The sequence below is a fragment of the Pseudomonas sp. TE3895 genome (assembly GCF_056278855.1).
Window position 1 is genome coordinate 3254925 of sequence record NZ_JBWBQE010000001.1, and the last position, 15439, is coordinate 3270363.

At 63.3% G+C, this 15439-nt stretch carries 14 protein-coding genes and 1 pseudogene; 9 read left to right on the plus strand and 6 right to left on the minus strand.

The features are described 5' to 3' along the window. Nucleotides 1-196: 196 nt before the first annotated feature. Nucleotides 197-1398: pseudogene (locus ACZ889_RS14625) on the minus strand (NAD(P)/FAD-dependent oxidoreductase). A gap of 193 nt (nt 1399-1591) precedes the next feature. Here ACZ889_RS14625 and ACZ889_RS14630 point away from each other — a divergent pair. Further along, nucleotides 1592-2131: an RrF2 family transcriptional regulator gene (locus tag ACZ889_RS14630; protein WP_011805352.1), complete on the plus strand. Its 540-nt coding sequence runs from the start codon at nt 1592-1594 to the stop codon at nt 2129-2131. Between the two features lie 46 nt (nt 2132-2177). Here the strand turns inward: ACZ889_RS14630 and ACZ889_RS14635 are convergent, their stop codons facing one another. Then, complete coding sequence (locus ACZ889_RS14635; RefSeq protein WP_004577487.1) at nt 2178-3089, minus strand: AraC family transcriptional regulator; 912 nt, start codon at nt 3087-3089, stop codon at nt 2178-2180. Between the two features lie 102 nt (nt 3090-3191). On the opposite strand from ACZ889_RS14635, the gene ACZ889_RS14640 reads away from it, so the two are divergent. From ACZ889_RS14640 to ACZ889_RS14660, 5 genes are all read left to right on the plus strand, one after another. Further along, nucleotides 3192-3752: a carboxymuconolactone decarboxylase family protein gene (locus ACZ889_RS14640; RefSeq protein WP_003256052.1), complete on the plus strand. Its 561-nt coding sequence runs from the start codon at nt 3192-3194 to the stop codon at nt 3750-3752. A gap of 99 nt (nt 3753-3851) precedes the next feature. Continuing rightward, a complete protein-coding gene (locus ACZ889_RS14645) occupies nt 3852-4916 on the plus strand; it encodes an acyl-CoA dehydrogenase family protein (protein ID WP_144000201.1) in 1065 nt (354 codons plus the stop codon). Further along, on the plus strand, nt 4913-5734 hold the full coding sequence (locus ACZ889_RS14650; protein WP_180688307.1) for an ABC transporter ATP-binding protein: 822 nt from the start codon (nt 4913-4915) through the stop codon (nt 5732-5734). Before ACZ889_RS14645 ends, ACZ889_RS14650 begins: the two co-directional genes overlap by 4 nt. Further along, nucleotides 5721-6926, plus strand: coding sequence for an ABC transporter substrate-binding protein (locus tag ACZ889_RS14655; protein WP_019751100.1), 1206 nt, complete (start codon nt 5721-5723; stop codon nt 6924-6926). Before ACZ889_RS14650 ends, ACZ889_RS14655 begins: the two co-directional genes overlap by 14 nt. Continuing rightward, entirely contained in the window at nt 6926-7681 is a 756-nt protein-coding gene (locus tag ACZ889_RS14660; protein WP_180688306.1) for an ABC transporter permease, read from the plus strand. Before ACZ889_RS14655 ends, ACZ889_RS14660 begins: the two co-directional genes overlap by 1 nt. Nucleotides 7682-7730: 49 nt before the next feature. Here ACZ889_RS14660 and ACZ889_RS14665 read toward each other — a convergent pair whose 3' ends face one another. Both ACZ889_RS14665 and argC read right to left on the minus strand, forming a co-directional pair. After that, complete coding sequence (locus ACZ889_RS14665; RefSeq protein ID WP_014860042.1) at nt 7731-8417, minus strand: GNAT family N-acetyltransferase; 687 nt, start codon at nt 8415-8417, stop codon at nt 7731-7733. Nucleotides 8418-8492: 75 nt separating this feature from the next. Next, nucleotides 8493-9434: an N-acetyl-gamma-glutamyl-phosphate reductase gene (gene argC / locus ACZ889_RS14670; protein ID WP_108079274.1), complete on the minus strand. Its 942-nt coding sequence runs from the start codon at nt 9432-9434 to the stop codon at nt 8493-8495. Between the two features lie 156 nt (nt 9435-9590). On the opposite strand from argC, the gene ACZ889_RS14675 reads away from it, so the two are divergent. Further along, nucleotides 9591-10469, plus strand: a complete 879-nt coding sequence (locus ACZ889_RS14675; RefSeq protein ID WP_180688303.1) for a LysR family transcriptional regulator — start codon at nt 9591-9593, stop codon at nt 10467-10469. A 66-nt stretch (nt 10470-10535) separates the two neighbouring features. Here ACZ889_RS14675 and ACZ889_RS14680 read toward each other — a convergent pair whose 3' ends face one another. Further along, entirely contained in the window at nt 10536-11186 is a 651-nt protein-coding gene (locus ACZ889_RS14680; RefSeq protein ID WP_476257499.1) for a TIGR04211 family SH3 domain-containing protein, read from the minus strand. A 271-nt stretch (nt 11187-11457) separates the two neighbouring features. Here ACZ889_RS14680 and ACZ889_RS14685 point away from each other — a divergent pair, with 271 nt between their 5' ends. Further along, entirely contained in the window at nt 11458-12801 is a 1344-nt protein-coding gene (locus ACZ889_RS14685) for an OprD family porin (RefSeq protein WP_476257500.1), read from the plus strand. 185 nt (nt 12802-12986) lie between these two features. Next, nucleotides 12987-13466 carry a VOC family protein gene (locus tag ACZ889_RS14690; protein WP_014860047.1) on the plus strand — a complete coding sequence of 160 codons (480 nt, stop codon included), beginning with the start codon at nt 12987-12989 and terminating at the stop codon, nt 13464-13466. Between the two features lie 80 nt (nt 13467-13546). On the opposite strand, the gene ACZ889_RS14695 is transcribed toward ACZ889_RS14690, so the two are convergent. Further along, nucleotides 13547-15292 (minus strand): BCCT family transporter, encoded by a 1746-nt coding sequence (locus tag ACZ889_RS14695; RefSeq protein ID WP_003256034.1) that lies wholly within the window; start codon nt 15290-15292, stop codon nt 13547-13549. Between the last annotated feature and the right edge of the window lie 147 nt (nt 15293-15439).

A 15439-nucleotide genomic window follows, 5' to 3' on the forward strand; every position in this document is an offset into this window, starting at 1 on the left:
GAGCTTGGGTGGATGGCCGGGTCACCGGTATGGCGCCAGGCTCTTGATGCGCTGCGGAGTTGTTTGTGTGTCTCACCCTCGTGACTTTTTTGATTTCAATGATGCCATATGGCCATCATTATTGAACAGCCATTCAATGTAACGGCCAAAACTGACAAAACCGCCAATTGTTGACGGTTTTGTCAGAAAAATGCCGTTAAACGATGGCGATCATTGGGTCCGCCGCAGCCAGCGCCAAGGCGCGGTCAGCCGCTGGCGGATAAATCCATACCGAGTTGATCTGGCGCTTGAGGGCCTTGCCTTCCTGGCCGTGCAGCTTCAGTTCGCGCTCCCAGCCTTCGCTGAAGGCGGCGCCCCAGTCTCCCAGGTCCAGGCAGGTGACGTATTTGGGCTGGCGATACAGCACCGGCTGCAGGCCGAGCAGGTCGGCGGCGGCGTTGTTGCCGGCGTGGCGGCCCATGGGGATGGCGTGCTGGCACGTCATCAGGGCATGGTTGCCCAGGTCATCCACCGCAGCCCAGGCGGTGTCGCCGGTGGCGTAAACGTGCTCCTGGCCCAGCACTTTCAAATGGCCATCCACTTTCAGCCGGCCGAAGGTATCGCGCTCGCCGGCAACGTGCGCCGTCAACGGGCTGGCCTTGACGCCAACGGTCCAGATTACCGTGTTGCTGGCGATGTGCTCGCCGTTGTCCAGGGTGACTCCCGCAGCATCGACAGCCACCACGGAAGCGCCGGCCAGCCATTCGACCCCGGCCTGTTCACACGCGGCAACAATCGACGGTGTGATCCCTTCACCCAATGCCGCCCCACTTGCGCTCCACGGTCGACCACCACTACCCGCAATGCCGCGTCGGCCCCGAGGATCGAGCGCAGGCGAGTAGGCATTTCGGTTGCGGTCTCGATGCCGGTGAAGCCGCCGCCGCACACCACCACGGTATTGCGAGTTGGCGAAGCGGGCAGGGCGGCCAGATCGACCAGATGCTGCTCCAGGCGCATGGCCGATTCCATCTGGTCGACATCGAACGCATGCTCCGCCAGGCCTGGTACTGCCGGGCGGGCAACCTGGCTGCCTGCGGCCAGGATCAGGCGGTCGTAGGCGATGCGCTGTGGCTGGCCGTGGGTATCGGTATAGCTGACGCTGCGACCTTCGGTGTCGATGCTGTCGGCGTTGCCCGGGAAGAAGTGAATGCCCACAGCCTCGAACAGATCACCCAGAGGTGCCTTCATGCCATGCACGTCGGCCTCGTAAAAGCGCGGACGAATGCGCAGTTCCGGCTGTGGCGCCAGCACGCTGATGCTGAGATCGGCACGTTGCGCCTGGTCGAGTAGGCGGGCAGCGCTCAGGGCGCTCCAGACACCGGCAAAGCCGGCACCGATGATCAGGATGTTGGATTTCATGAAGGTGCTCCGCAAGGTTCGAAGAGGGCATCGGGGGCCAGCTGTATGGCCTTCGAGTAACTACGAATATATCGGTCGTAGTTACCTTCGGCAAGGGCTTTTCCCTTTGCGGTGGAGCTACCTTTTGACACCTTGTTTTGTCAGTGCCGGGGTATCGGCGTAACATGTACGACAAAATCGGTCGGAGATTTGAATGTCGCTTTACAGTGCTGGCGTGGAATACGGTATCCATTGCCTGTTGTTTTTAGTCGACGAGCGCGGTGAAACTCGTGATTCCAGCGTGCGCGACCTGGCCGAGTTGCAAGGCGTGCCGCAGGAATACCTGGCCAAGGTCTTCACCAAGCTGGCCCGTGCCGGGCTGGTGGCGGCCACCGAAGGCGTGCGCGGCGGCTTCCGCCTGGCGCGGCCGGCGGCGCAGATCAGCGTGCTGGATATCGTCCATGCCATTGATGGACCGAAGAAGATCTTCGATTGCCGCGAGGTGCGCGAGCGTTGCACCTTGTTCGACGGCTCGCCGCCGCGTTGGGCGACCGAGGGTACCTGTGCGATCCACGCAGTGATGCTGGGGGCGCAGAAGCGCATGGAAGAGTCATTGGCACAGCAGACTGTGCTGGACCTGGCCATGCGCTTCGGGCGCAAGGCCCCGGCTGAATTTGGCCAGCAGGTCGATGCCTGGATGGGTGAGCGGCGGGAGGCCAAGGGGGCTGGGGATATTCCGGTAGACCAGGTGTGAAGGGCTTGCCCGAACCGGCCTTTGCGCGAGCAGGGAAGTACGCCGATCAGCGCCCTTCGTGTTGGCGCCGATAGGCCCCAGGCTGCACCCCCATGGCCTTGGCAAACGCCCGGGTAAACGCCGCCACCGACTGATACCCCACCTGCGCACCCACTTGCTCCACGGTATTACCCGCCCGCAGCAACTGGCTGGCATGGCGCATGCGCAGTGCCAGCAGCACCTGCCCTGGCGATTGCCCCGCCAGTTCGTTGAAGCGCTTGAAAAACGCAGACCGCGATAAGCCGGTGCAGGCGGCCATGCTCTCCAGCGTCCAGGCTTGCCCCGGTTGTTCGATCAACTGCTCCAGCAGCCCGGTAAACGCTGGCTGGCGAGCGAGGGCGACAAGCCCGCCCAGTGACTGCCCGGCAATGACCTGCTGGCGCAGCACGTACAGGAACAACAGGTGCGTCAGGCGCTCCAGCAACGCCTGCGACGGGCCGGCGGCCCGCCGGCATTCTTCCAGAATGAGCTCGAACAGCGCCCGCGCCGCACTGCCGGCGGGGTCTTCGGCGCGCAGCAGGATCCAGTCGGCCAGGCCTTCGACAATCAGTGAAGACAGGCCGGACTGGAAATGGAAGAAGCCGCAAACCAGCCCGACGCCGTCGCTGGCTTCGCTATCCAGCGACTGCATGGCCTGGCGCGGTTGGGCACAGGCGTCGACCGGGTCCTGATCGCTGGACAAGCGATAGGCAAGGTCGCGCAACAGGAATACGGCATCTCCCTTCTCCAGGCGCACCGGTTGCGGCTGGCCGTCAATGTGCAGCCAGCAATGCCCTTGCACCACCAGGTGAAAGCTGGCGCGGCCCATGCCCTGGGTGCTGGCATGCCAGCCACCGCAATAGCGCCCGACATGAAACAGGCTGGCATCGAGCTCCAGGCCCTCTAATAACCAATCGACAAGGTGGCTGGACGAAATCATCTAATACAAAGACTCAGGAACAAGGAAAGGCGACTGATGAATATGGAGGGTAGTTCTTATAACCAACAGACTGTAGTGACACTCATCAAAGGAGATCACTGCATGTCCTCGCGCATTACTTTACACACGCTGCAGAGCGCCCCGGAAGCGGCACGGCCGTTTCTTGAGAATGCCCAGAAGAATTCCGGCTTCATCCCCAACTTGCTCGGCGTGCTGGCCAACGCCCCGGCGGCGCTTGAAACCTACGTGACCGTTTCGGCACTCAATGGCAAGTCTGAGCTTGGCCTGGCCGAGCGTGAAGTGGTGCAACTGATCGCGGCCACCCAGCATGGCTGCGACTTTTGCGTGGCCGGCCATACGGCCGTCGCGCTGAACAAGGCCAAGCTGCCGCAGGAGGTGGTCGATGCTCTGCGTGCCCGTGGTGAACTCCCCAACGCCCGCTACGAAACCCTGGCCGCCTTTGCCCGCGAAGTGATCGCCACCCGTGGCAATGTCAGCGAAGCCACCTACCAGGCCTTCCGTGAGGCCGGCTTCAGTGAAGGCAACGCCTTGGAGGTGATTCTGGGCGTAAGTCTCGCAACCCTGTGCAACTTTGCTAATGTTTTCGCCCAGACGCCACTCAACGAAGAGCTTGGCAAATACCGCTGGCAGCCTTCTGCGTAGCCCACCTGTGATAATGGCCCTTACCAGGCCGTTGTAGGAGCGGCCTTGTGCCGCGAACGGGCCGCAGAGCGGCCCCGGCGTTATCAAAGGAGCAAGACCATGCAAGATTGTGCATTTCGACACTGGCTGGATGCCAATGCCGAGGCCATCGACCGGGGCCTGTGCGAACCGCAGCAGGTGCTGGCGCAGATCGCAGAATCGCAGCTGTTGCGCACAGGGGTCGACCCAGCGCTGGGCGGTACGGGCGGGCAGGTGACCGATGCGGTCGAGGCCATCGCCGCCATTGCCAGCCGCTCATTGGCTGCGGCTTTCGTCTGCTGGGGCCAGCGTGCCTTCATCGAATACCTGCTGCACAGCCCCAACCAGCCCCTGCGTGAGCGCCTGCTGCCGCGGCTGTTGACCGGTGAATTGGCCGGTGCCACCGGGCTGTCCAACGCCATGAAGTTCCTGTCCGGTATCGAAGCGCTGCAGGTGCGTGGCCGCCCGGCAGCCGATGGCTGGCACCTGGAAGGGCGACTGCACTGGGTGACCAACTTGCGTAAAAGCGGCTTCGTGGTGGCGGCGGCCATTGAGGATGAAGCCGGCGGCGCGCCGTTTGTGCTGGCCATTCCTTCCGACGCCCAAGGCCTGGAGCGCTCTGATGATCTACAACTGATGGGCCTGCAGTCGAGCAACACGGCAGCACTGGCTTTTCACCAGGTATCGCTGGCACGCGACTGGCTGCTGCATGAAAATGCACGCGAATTCCTGCCAAGGGTACGCCCGGCATTCCTGGCGCTGCAATGTGGCATGGCCATCGGCCTGGCGCGACGGGCGCTGGAAGAGGTTCACGCGCACCTGCATGGCCGAGCGTCGTTCCTCGACGAAGCCCGTCAGGTGCTTAGCGAACGCCTGGAAAACACCGTCAGCGAACTCAAGCAGGGCTTGCTCGAAGGTCGCTTCCAGCAGCAGCCGGCGGCCTTGTTCAAGCTGCGCATCATCCTGGCTGAAAGTGCTGCCGACGCGGTACAACTGGAATTGCAGGCCAGTGGCGGCAAGGCTTACCTCAGCGAATACGGCGAAGGGTTTGCCCGCCGCTGGCGGGAGTCGGCCTTCGTGCCGATCGTCACGCCCAGCCTGGTGCAATTGCGCGCCGAACTGCAACGCCAGGCGGGCGTTGCATGAGCGCAGTGTTGCTGGAGGCCCGTGACATCCGCCTGGGCTACCCGCGTGAGGGGGGGTGGCAGCAGGTACTGGCGCAGTTCGACCTGCAGCTGGCGCCAGGTGAAGTCGTGAGCATCCTTGGCCCCAGTGGTGTGGGCAAGTCAAGCCTGCTGCGGGTGCTGGCAGGCCTGCAGCTGCCTGGCGGCGGTAGCGTGAGCTTGCACGGCCAGCCACTGCAGGGGCCGCACCCGCGTCTGGCGGTGGCCTTTCAGGACCCCAGCCTGCTGCCATGGCTGAGCCTGGAGAAAAACGTCGCCTTCGGCCTGGACTTCGCCCGTCAGCCCAAGCTGGCGGATGCCGAACGCCGTGCACGCATCGACCATGCGATTGCGGCTGTGGGCCTGGCCCACGCGCGTGGCCAGTACCCGGCGCAGTTGTCTGGCGGCATGGCCCAGCGCACCGCGCTGGCCCGCTGCCTGGCACGCCAGCCCGAAGTCTTGCTGCTGGATGAACCCTTCGGTGCGTTGGATGAGGTGACCCGCGCCGACATGCAGCAGCTGCTGCTGCAACTGATCGCCACGCACAAGACCGCGGCCGTGCTGATCACTCACGATATCGACGAAGCCCTGCTGCTGTCAGACCGGGTTCTGCTACTGGGCAACCACCCAGCGCACATCCTTGGCCAGTGGCACATCGACCTGCCGCAACCGCGCACGCAGAGGGTCGAAGAGCTGGGGGCCTTGCGCATAGACATCCTCAAAACCCTTCGGCGGGCAAGCCGCACAGTCGAACCTACCCCAACCCCTTTGCCCTCGGAGGCTGTCCATGTGCATGGATGACTGCTGTTCCTCTTCTTCGCGTCGTGACTTTCTCAAGCTCGGCGCCATGCTCACTGCTGCCGGTGCATTGCCGTTGCTGTCGAGCTTGCAGGCGCGTGCCGCTGCCGAGCCGGACGCGCCGGTGCGTATCGGCTACCTGCCGATCACCGATGCCACGCCGCTGCTGGTGGCACATAACAACGGCTTGTTCGAGGCCGAAGGCATCCAGGCCGAGCGCCCGGTGCTGCTGCGCAGCTGGGCGCAGGTGATCGAGGCATTCATTTCCGGCCAGGTCAATGTCATCCACCTGCTTTCGCCGATGACGGTGTGGGCGCGCTATGGCAGCAAGGTGCCAGCCAAGGTGGTGGCCTGGAACCACGTGGGCGGTTCGGGCCTGACTGTTGCGCCGGATATATCCGACGTGAAACAGCTTGGTGGCAAGACAGTGGCCATTCCGTTCTGGTACTCGATCCACAATGTGGTACTGCAACAGTTGCTCAACGACAACGGCCTGACGCCAGTGTCGAAGCCGGCCAATGCGCAATTGGCCGCCAACGAAGTCAACCTGCTGGTGCTGCCGCCGTCCGACATGCCACCCGCTCTGGCCAGCAAGCGCATTGCCGGCTACATCGTTGCCGAGCCGTTCAACGCACTGGCCGAGAACCTCAAGGTGGGCCGCGTGCAGCGCTTTACCGGCGATGTATGGCGCAACCATGCGTGCTGCGTGGTGTTCATGCACGAGCATGACCTGAATAACCGCCCGGAATGGTCGCAGAAAGTGGTCAACGCCATCGTCAAGGCCCAGCAATGGACCCGTGACCATCGCACCGAAGCCGCCGCACTGCTGTCCCGGGCGGGCCCCAACAAGTACACCCCGCACGAGCCTGCGGTGCTGACCAAGGTCCTGGCGCCCGCCGCCGAAGACCGTGCTGGCTACATTGCCAGTGGTGCCATTCGCCATCAGCAGTGGGACGAAAAGCGCATCGACTTCCAGCCATACCCGTTCCCGAGTTACACCGAAGAGCTGGTCAAGCGCCTGAAAACCACCCTGATCGAAGGCGACAATGCCTTCCTTGCCGGGCTGGATCCGGCGTATGCCGCCCGCGACCTGGTCGACGATCGCTTCGTGCGTAATGCCATCGCGACAGTGGGTGGCCCGTCGGTGTTCGGCATTGCCGACAACTTCGAGCGTAGCGAGGAGTTTGCGGTCTGATGCGCACCCATGTCGTACATGCCGGCCTTGGGCTGGTCGGGTTGCTGGCCTTGTTGCTGTTATGGTGGGCCGGTGTAGCACTGTTCGGCCAGGCCGACGGCCTGTCGGCGCGCTTTTCGCCGGCGGCAACCCTGGCCAGCCTGGTCGAGCTGCTGGGGCAGGGCGAGGTCTATGGGCATATCTGGGTCAGCCTCAAGCGCATCCTGATTGGGCTGCTGCTGGCGCTGCTGATGGGTGTGCCGCTGGGCTTGCTGGTAGGCAGCTACCGGCACCTGGAGGCGGCGACCACGCCAGCATTCCAGTTTCTGCGCATGATATCGCCATTGTCGTGGATGCCTGTGGTGGTGATGCTGATGGGCGTGGGTGACCAGCCGATCTACTTCCTGCTGGCGTTTGCCGCGTTGTGGCCGATCTTGCTGAATACGGCGGCAGGGGTGCGTCAACTGGACCCGCGTTGGCTGCAACTTAGCCGCAGCTTGAGTGCAACGCGCTGGGAAACCTTGTGCAAGGTGATTGTGCCGGGGGTGATCGGTCACGTGCTGACGGGCGTGCGCCTGGCCATCGGTATTCTGTGGATTGTGCTGGTGCCGTGCGAAATGCTTGGGGTGAGTGCGGGGCTTGGGTATTTCATTCTTGATACCCGCGACCGGCTGGCGTATTCCGAACTGATGGCGATGGTGCTGCTGATTGGCGTGCTGGGGTTTGTGCTGGATGCCCTGGCGCGTGGGCTGCATCGGCGCTGGGTGTATGGCTGAAAGGCCAGTGAGGCCTGTTCTTGGGTATCCCCGCGAGCAGGCCCTTGGTTCAATGCACGGTCTTGCGCTGGCGCACACATTCCTGGGCTTGAGCGGTCAGCTCATCCAGCCGCTCATCGCGCATCTGCTCCGCTTCGATCATTGCATCCTCACCCTGCTGGTTAAGCAGATAGGTGTGAATCTGCAGCACTTCAGCCGTCTGATAAATCGGCGCAATGTCCAGGCGCCCGATCAGCGCACCACTGGGCTGGCCGGTACTGCTCATCAGCACCTGCGGTCCATTGGCGGCCACCACTTGCATGCCCATCGCCTCGAACCACGGCACCTGGTTGGCAAAGGCGTTCAGCTCCACGCAGGCATGGCGCGACCGCAGGTCGCCCAGCAGAGCACGGGCGATGCCCTGGCGGCGATGGCTGGCGCACACGGCCAGAAAGGCCAATGAACAGGCCCGCCCATCGTCCTGGGCTGGCAGCGACAGCGCAAAGCCCAGCAACTGGTCCGGTGCTTCGGCATCCAGCGCCAAGGTAAGTGCCACCGCCAGACCGCGGGCGCCGTCCAGCGCTTGCAGATACTGGTGGACTTCCATGCCGACGCCGTACTGGTACAGCGGGTACAGCGGGTTGTCGACAGCGATGGCGACACTGCTCAATTCGCCGACATTGTGAATGACCAGCTCGCGGATCTGGTTCTGGAAAGATTCGGGTGGCACGCTGTCGAGGCGGCTCAGGATGAACATCTGGGGGCTCCGGCGGATGAGAATACGACCCGCGCTGTGTTGGCGCGGGTGTACAGTCTAACCGGTTTTGCCGCATCAGCCGTGTGCCTGTAAGGCACCGAGCATCAGGTCGAGGTTTTGCACGGCAGCACCAGAGGCACCTTTGCCCAGGTTGTCGAACACTGCGGTGAGCAGTACCTGGCCATGCTCGGGGTTGGCGTACAGCGCCAGGCGCAGGTCATTGCTGCCGTTCAATGCCTCGGGGTCGAGGTTTGCCGCAGCGCCGCCCTGATGCAGAGGCATCACCTGAACATGGCGGGCACCCTGGTAATGCCGTTCCAGGCAGCCTTGCAGCTGCTCGGCGCTGACCTGTCCAGGCAGCAGGCGAAGCTGCAGCGGAATGCTCAGCACGATGCCTTGGCGGTAGGCGCCATAGCCGGGCATGAACATCGGCCGCGCCGACAACCCCGCGTGCTGCTGGATCTCCGGTACGTGCTTGTGCGCCAGCTCCAGGCCATACAGCTGTAGCGCCGGGGCTTTGGCGGCGCCGGGTTGTTCGTGCCGCTCGACCGCCGCGCGACCACCGCCGGAGTAGCCAGACACGGCGTGGATGTTCAGGGGGTAGTCCGCAGGCAGCAAGCCGGCCTTGACCAGTGGGTGCAGCAGCGCGATGGCGCCGGTGGGATAGCAGCCGGGATTGCTGACACGTGTGCTTTGCGCGATGCGCTCGGCTTGCTGATGGTCAAGCTCCGGCAGGCCATACACCCAGCCTGGTGTGGTGCGGTGCGCCGAGCTGGCGTCGATCACCCGCACCCGTGGGTTGTGGATTGCGGCCACGGCCTCGCGGGCGGCGTCGTCGGGCAGGCACAGCAGGGCGATGTCGGCGCTGTTGATCGCTTCGCGGCGGCGTTGCGGGTCCTTGCGCTCGGCCTCGGGGAGGGTCAGCAGGCGAAGATCGCTACGGCCCTGCAGGCGGGCATGGATCTGCAGGCCTGTGGTGCCTTGGTCGCCGTCGATGAAAACAACAGGGGTGTGCATGCTCGGGGTCCGGTTGGGGAAAGATAGCCTATGCTCGCCCGTAGCGTTGGTAATGAAAATTTGAATATGATGATCGATACATTCAGGTTTTCTGAATTAGTTTTGAAACGCGTGGTGAACCTGTGGGTTTACCCGCAAAAGGGCCGGCTCTGAACAATGCGCGAAATCAGCCTCGACCGCCTCCGCACATTGGTGGTCATCACCGACCTGGGCTCCTTTGCCGAGGCCGCCCGCCAGCTTAACCTGGCGGCGCCCACCATCAGCTTGCACGTGGCCGAGCTGGAGGCGCGTATCGGCGCCCCGTTGCTCACCCGCACCCGCGGCCAGGTGCGGCCTACCGTCATCGGTGAAACACTGCTGGGGCGTGCCCGACGCCTGCTGGCGGACGCTGACTTGGCGCTGGACGAAGTACGCCGGCAGGTCGCAGGGTTGACCGGGCGTGTGCGGCTGGGCGCCTCCACCGGTGCCATCGCCCATTTGCTGCCGCAGGCGCTGGCGCGCCTGCGTGTGGAGCACCCGGGGATCGATGTGCAGGTTCAGGTGCTGACCTCACAGGCGTCGCTCGCGCGCTTGCGTGAGGGCACACTGGATATCGGCCTTGTGGCCTTGCCGCAGGTGGCCGGCAAAGGGCTGACGGTTACCCCCTGGCGGCGCGACCCGATCCTGGCGTATGTGCCGGCCGACTGGCAGCCGCCGGTCAGGATCACCCCGGCGTGGCTGGCGCAACGGGCGTTGATCCTGAACGACAGCACCACCCAGCTGTCGCGGGTTACCGGCGAATGGTTTGCAGCGGCGGGGTTGTACCCCGAACCACGGATCGAGCTGAACTACAACGATGCGATCAAGAGCCTGGTCGGCGCCGGGTACGGGGCGACCTTGTTGCCGCAGGAGGGGGAGGCGACCGAACTTGACCGGCGCATTGCCCGCCGACCGCTGCGGCCGGGGTTGTGGCGGCAGTTGGGTATTGCGTGTCGGGAAGGGCAGGTGGAGCGGGCCACGGGGTATGTGCTGGAGGCGCTGGAACGGTTGCGGTAGGGGTGGTTCCGCTGCTGCAAGACCTGTGGCAGGCCTGCACGTTCCAGCCCCGACGCCTTGCCGAACTCAGAACCAGCGATCGTTCTTCTTGCGCCCACGGGTCAGTGCCGGCAGGATCAGCCCCGCCAGCAAGCCTGCACCGGCAATGCTGCCGCCATACACCATGTAGCGCATCATCACCCGCTTGTTCTCATCCCCCAGGCGGGCCTGGGTATCGCGCAGGTCCGACTGGCTCTGATCGAGCTGCTCGTTCAGTACCTTGTTGCGCGCCTCCAGCTCGTCAATCAGCTGCTTGCGCGAATCAAGCGTTTCCTGCATGCCCTGTACGCGGTTCTTCCAGCTGTCGTCGATGGTCTTCAACTGCCCGGTCAGTTCGGCGACCTGGGCATCGAGCAATGGCAGGCGCTCGTTCTGCCCGGGCACTGTCTGCAGGTCGTTGCTGAGGATCCACACCACATCGCCGTTCTGCCCGCGCACCTGGCTGTAATTGCCCTGGCTGCCGAGCAGGGTCAGCTTCTGCCCGGACTTGAGCGTGCCGACAATGCGGTGCCCGTCGGTCGGGCCGCTGCGCACGTAGGTGCTCAGGCTGTCACTGACCCAGCGTGCGTCGCTGGCAGGCTCTTCGGCGTGCACGGGTGCGGCAAGGCCCACCAGGGCGGCAATCAGGCCGATGCGCAGGGCAGGGAGGGCGGAAGCATTTGGGCGGGAATCGGGCATGTTGGGTCTTCGCTGAAACAGGACAAAAAGTAGGCCCGGTGACTGGGCCGATGAACCGGTCGGTGAGTTGACCGTCAGCGAAAGACCGTTTTTTTGTCAGCAGGTTCACTGCCTAGTGTCGGAAATGTCTGCAGAATGTTGCAGTGCCCGCCCCAGAGCGCTGCGTTGCCGATGACGCAATTGTAATGCGCCGATCACCTTGGCGTTATCTGCCGGTCGTCAATCTTGGCCCGCCGACATAACAACAAATGCGACGTTCAAGGAGCATCGGATGACGTGCAGATCACCCCTGACACTGGCTGCTTGCCTGGCGCTGGCCGGCGTTGGCAGCCAGGTTGTTGCTGCAGAAAAAAGTGCGGACGGCTTCATGGAGGGCAGCACCCTCAGCGTGCTTAACCGCAACTTCTACTTCAACCGCGATAATCGCGATTCTGTGGCCCCCACACACAACCCGAGCAAACAACCTGACAACGGCTACTCCGAGGCCTGGGGGCATGCCGTGATTACCCGATTCGAGTCGGGCTTCACCCAGGGCATCGTAGGTGTTGGCCTGGATGCGTTTGCCATGCTTGGCCTCAAGCTCGACACTGGCGGCGGCCGCAACGGCGGGCGCAGTTCTTTCGACGTATTGCCGGTTGACCGCGACGGCCAGGCACGTGACGAATACACCAAGGTGGGGGGCGCGGCCAAGCTACGACTGTTCGACACGGTACTGAAGGTGGGGGATGTGTTCCCGGCCAACCCGGTGGTGGCGGCTGGCGACTCGCGGCTGCTGCCGGAAAGCTTCCGTGGGGTGACCCTGGAGAACACCAGCATCAAGGACCTTACCCTGCAAGCCGGGCGTCTGCATGCCATGAGCCAGCCGATGTCCAGCGACCTGCGGGAGAACTTCGTGACCTTCTATGGCGGCCCGGTCGATTCGCCCTGGATCGCCTATGGTGGGGGGGATTACAAGCTCAATGAGCATGTCAGCGTCAGCCTGTTCAGTAGCCGGCTCAAGGACGCGTGGAACCAGTACTACGCCGGCACCAGCCTGAGCGGGCCACTGAGCGAGGCGTTGGCGCTGATTGGCGGTTTCAACTATTACAAGGCTGTGGATGAAGGGCAGCAGCGCCTGGGCGCCTTTGACAACGACATCTGGAGCGCCAAGCTGGGTGTGCGCTTTGGTGCTCACACCCTGGCCCTGACGCACCAGCGCAACAACGGCGACGACGACTTCGACTACCTGCGTCAGTCTGACTCGATCTTCCTCGACAACTCCATCCAGTACAGCGACTTCAACGCGCCCAAGGAGCGTTCGTGGATGCTGCGTTATGACCTGAACATGGCCGCCTACGGCGTACCCGGGTTGTCGTTCATGACACGCTACGGCAAGGGTACCGATGCTGACTACTCCAATGCCAACGCCACCTACATGCGCCGTGACGTTGCGGGCAACCCGCTGACCGACCAGAAACGCTGGGAGCGTGACATCGAGGTGAAGTATGTGGTGCAGACGGGCGCGGCCAAGGACCTGTCGTTGCGGGTTCGCCAGGCCACCACCCGGGCCACGGCGTTCGAGTCGGACTTGGACGAAGTGCGGCTGATCGTGGAGTACCCGTTGTCGATTCTGTGATTCCACCTTGGCAACCTTGTTGCTCCTTTGGTTTGGGTGGATTTTCTGGCGCTCCGCTTGGGGCGCTTTTTTTATCGGCTTGATCGCCTATCAAACCTGCATTTGCATCAGGTGGTCAGGTGCTACCGGTACGCCGGGGCTATGGGGCTAGACTCAAGGCTCACCTTCGATCTTGGAGCAAGACCATGACTGCCAAGAACACCGTCTGCCTGTGGTATGACCACGCTGCCGAAGAGGCGGCGAACTTCTATGCCCGAACTTTCCCCGATAGCCGGGTGGTCGCTGTGCACCAGGCACCCGCCGATTACCCTTCAGGCAAGCAGGGCGATGTGATCACCGTGGAATTCACGGTAATGGGTATCCCGTGCGTGGGGCTCAATGGTGGATCGGCCTTCAAGCACTGTGAGGCATTTTCGTTCCAGGTCAGTACCGTGGACCAGGCAGAGACCGACCGCTTGTGGGAGGCCATTGTCGGCAACGACGGCGAGGCCAGCGTTTGCGGCTGGTGCAAGGACAAATGGGGGATTTCGTGGCAGATCACTCCACGCATCCTCATCGAAGCCATCGGCCATTCCGACCGTGCGGCGGCCAAGCGTGCGTTCGAGGCCATGATGCAGATGGGCAAGATTGATGTGGCGAAGATAGCGGCGGCGCTAAAAGGTTGAAGCGGGTCTGTGTTTCAGCAGGCGCGGCCTCGAATCGCGAACGGGCTGCGTGGCAGCCCGTGGTTTTCGGGTTGGCGCCGTCAGTTGCTGGTTACTTCGGCCTCTGCCGCTGTCTTGGCCGATGCCTTCTTCTCCTGCACCACAATGTAGAACTCCTCCCCATGCTTCACCGCCCCATACAGTACGGCCTTCTCGATCAGCTCGTTGCCGCGCAGGTGGCGCAGCATCATCGGGTCCTTGCGCAGGTCGCGGTACAGCGCCAGGCATAGCAGCACCATCACCACCACGAATGGCAAGGCCACGACGATGGTCAGGTTCTGCAACCCGGTCAGCGCCTCGCCAGGGTTACCTGGGTCGCCGATCGCCAGCATGATCGCCGCCACCGTACCGGTCAGCGTCCCCCAGAAAATCACTGTGCGTCGCGATGGCGCGGTGGTGCCGTGTTCCGACAGCGTGCCCATCACCAGCGAAGCGGCGTCGGCGCCCGAAACAAAAAAGATGCCCACCAGGATCATCACCAGCACCGAGGTTGCCGAGGCCAGCGGGTAGCTGTCCAGCAACTGGTACAGCGCGTGGTTACTGTTGACCGCCCCGTTGGCCAGCTGGAAGGCGCCCTCGCGCACGGCCTCGATGGCGGCGCCACCGAAGATGGTGAACCACACCAGGCTGACCAGGCTTGGCACCAGCAGCACCCCGGTAACGAACTGGCGAATGGTGCGCCCGCGGCTGATGCGGGCGATGAACATGCCCACGAAAGGCGTCCAGGAGATCCACCAGGCCCAGTAAAACACGGTCCAACCGGCCAGCCAGCTGTTCATCTGCTCGCCGCCGCTGGCGTTGGTGCGGGCCATCATTTCCGGCAGCATCTTGATGTAGATGCCGAGCGAGGTCGGCAGCAGGTTGAGCATCAGCAGCGTCGGCCCGACCATGAACACGAACACCGCCAGCACCAGTGCCAGCACCATGTTGGTGTTGGACAGCCACTGGATACCCTTGCCGATGCCCGACACCGCCGAGGTTACGAAGGCAATGGTCAGCAGGGTGATGATCGAGATGTAGAACAGTTTACCGGGGCTTTCGATCCAGCCGTTGTATTCCAGGCCGCCGGCAATCTGCAGCGCCCCAAGGCCCAGCGAGGCGGCCGAGCCGAATAGCGTGGCGAAGATTGCCATCATGTCGATCAGGCGGCCGAGAGGGCCGTTTGCGTGCTTGCCGATCAGTGGTCGGAAGGCGGCGGAAATCAGCTGCGAGCGGCCACGGCGGAAGGTGCCGTAGGCGATTACCAGGCCGACGATGGCGTACATGGCCCAAGGGTGCAGGGTCCAGTGAAACAAGGTGGTGGCCATTGCCACCTGCATCGCTTCGCTGGTCTGCCCGCTGGCCGAGCCGGGCGGCGGCGATATGTAGTGCGACAGCGGCTCGGCCACGCCGAAGAACATCAGGCCGATGCCCATGCCGGCGCTGAACATCATTGCTACCCAGGACACCGTGCGAAATTCTGGCTGTTCGCCATCGCGGCCCAGCGGCACTCGCCCGTAACGGCTGGCGGCCAGCCACAGCACGAACACCACGAACAGGGAGGAGGTGAGCACGAAGAACCAGCCGAAATTGAGAATGACCCAGGATTGCGCGCTGGAGGCGCTGCTGGCCAGGCTGACCTGGTTGAGGAAGCCCCAGAGCACGAAGGCGATGGCCAGAAGGCTGGTGAAACCAAAGACAATCCAGTCAAGCTTGCCCTCGAAATGCCGGTCCTGGCGGGCTTCTGCGGTTTTCGAGGGGTCTGTGACGCCAAGATCGAGTGTTTCGGGGATGTGTTCCTTTGCCATGTATGATGAGGCCCCATTGTGTCTGCCTGAGCGCGCAGGCTTGTTGTTGTGTGGGCTGCCGAGCGCGATGACGGCCTCGGCGGGGTGGATTGCTGGCGGGATTATCCTGCGCAGCAAATGGCGGCTCATGTCCCCATAACGTCCTGG

What these genes read in the sequence shown, in the direction of transcription:
- ACZ889_RS14630 (WP_011805352.1), top strand. Translation starts at nt 1,592, where the DNA reads ATGTCGCTTTACAGTGCTGGCGTGGAATACGGTATCCATTGCCTGTTG.
- ACZ889_RS14635 (WP_004577487.1), bottom strand. Translation starts at nt 3,089, where the DNA reads ATGATTTCGTCCAGCCACCTTGTCGATTGGTTATTAGAGGGCCTGGAG.
- ACZ889_RS14640 (WP_003256052.1), top strand. Translation starts at nt 3,192, where the DNA reads ATGTCCTCGCGCATTACTTTACACACGCTGCAGAGCGCCCCGGAAGCG.
- ACZ889_RS14645 (WP_144000201.1), top strand. Translation starts at nt 3,852, where the DNA reads ATGCAAGATTGTGCATTTCGACACTGGCTGGATGCCAATGCCGAGGCC.
- ACZ889_RS14650 (WP_180688307.1), top strand. Translation starts at nt 4,913, where the DNA reads ATGAGCGCAGTGTTGCTGGAGGCCCGTGACATCCGCCTGGGCTACCCG.
- ACZ889_RS14655 (WP_019751100.1), top strand. Translation starts at nt 5,721, where the DNA reads ATGTGCATGGATGACTGCTGTTCCTCTTCTTCGCGTCGTGACTTTCTC.
- ACZ889_RS14660 (WP_180688306.1), top strand. Translation starts at nt 6,926, where the DNA reads ATGCGCACCCATGTCGTACATGCCGGCCTTGGGCTGGTCGGGTTGCTG.
- ACZ889_RS14665 (WP_014860042.1), bottom strand. Translation starts at nt 8,417, where the DNA reads ATGTTCATCCTGAGCCGCCTCGACAGCGTGCCACCCGAATCTTTCCAG.
- argC (WP_108079274.1), bottom strand. Translation starts at nt 9,434, where the DNA reads ATGCACACCCCTGTTGTTTTCATCGACGGCGACCAAGGCACCACAGGC.
- ACZ889_RS14675 (WP_180688303.1), top strand. Translation starts at nt 9,591, where the DNA reads ATGCGCGAAATCAGCCTCGACCGCCTCCGCACATTGGTGGTCATCACC.
- ACZ889_RS14680 (WP_476257499.1), bottom strand. Translation starts at nt 11,186, where the DNA reads ATGCCCGATTCCCGCCCAAATGCTTCCGCCCTCCCTGCCCTGCGCATC.
- ACZ889_RS14685 (WP_476257500.1), top strand. Translation starts at nt 11,458, where the DNA reads ATGACGTGCAGATCACCCCTGACACTGGCTGCTTGCCTGGCGCTGGCC.
- ACZ889_RS14690 (WP_014860047.1), top strand. Translation starts at nt 12,987, where the DNA reads ATGACTGCCAAGAACACCGTCTGCCTGTGGTATGACCACGCTGCCGAA.
- ACZ889_RS14695 (WP_003256034.1), bottom strand. Translation starts at nt 15,292, where the DNA reads ATGGCAAAGGAACACATCCCCGAAACACTCGATCTTGGCGTCACAGAC.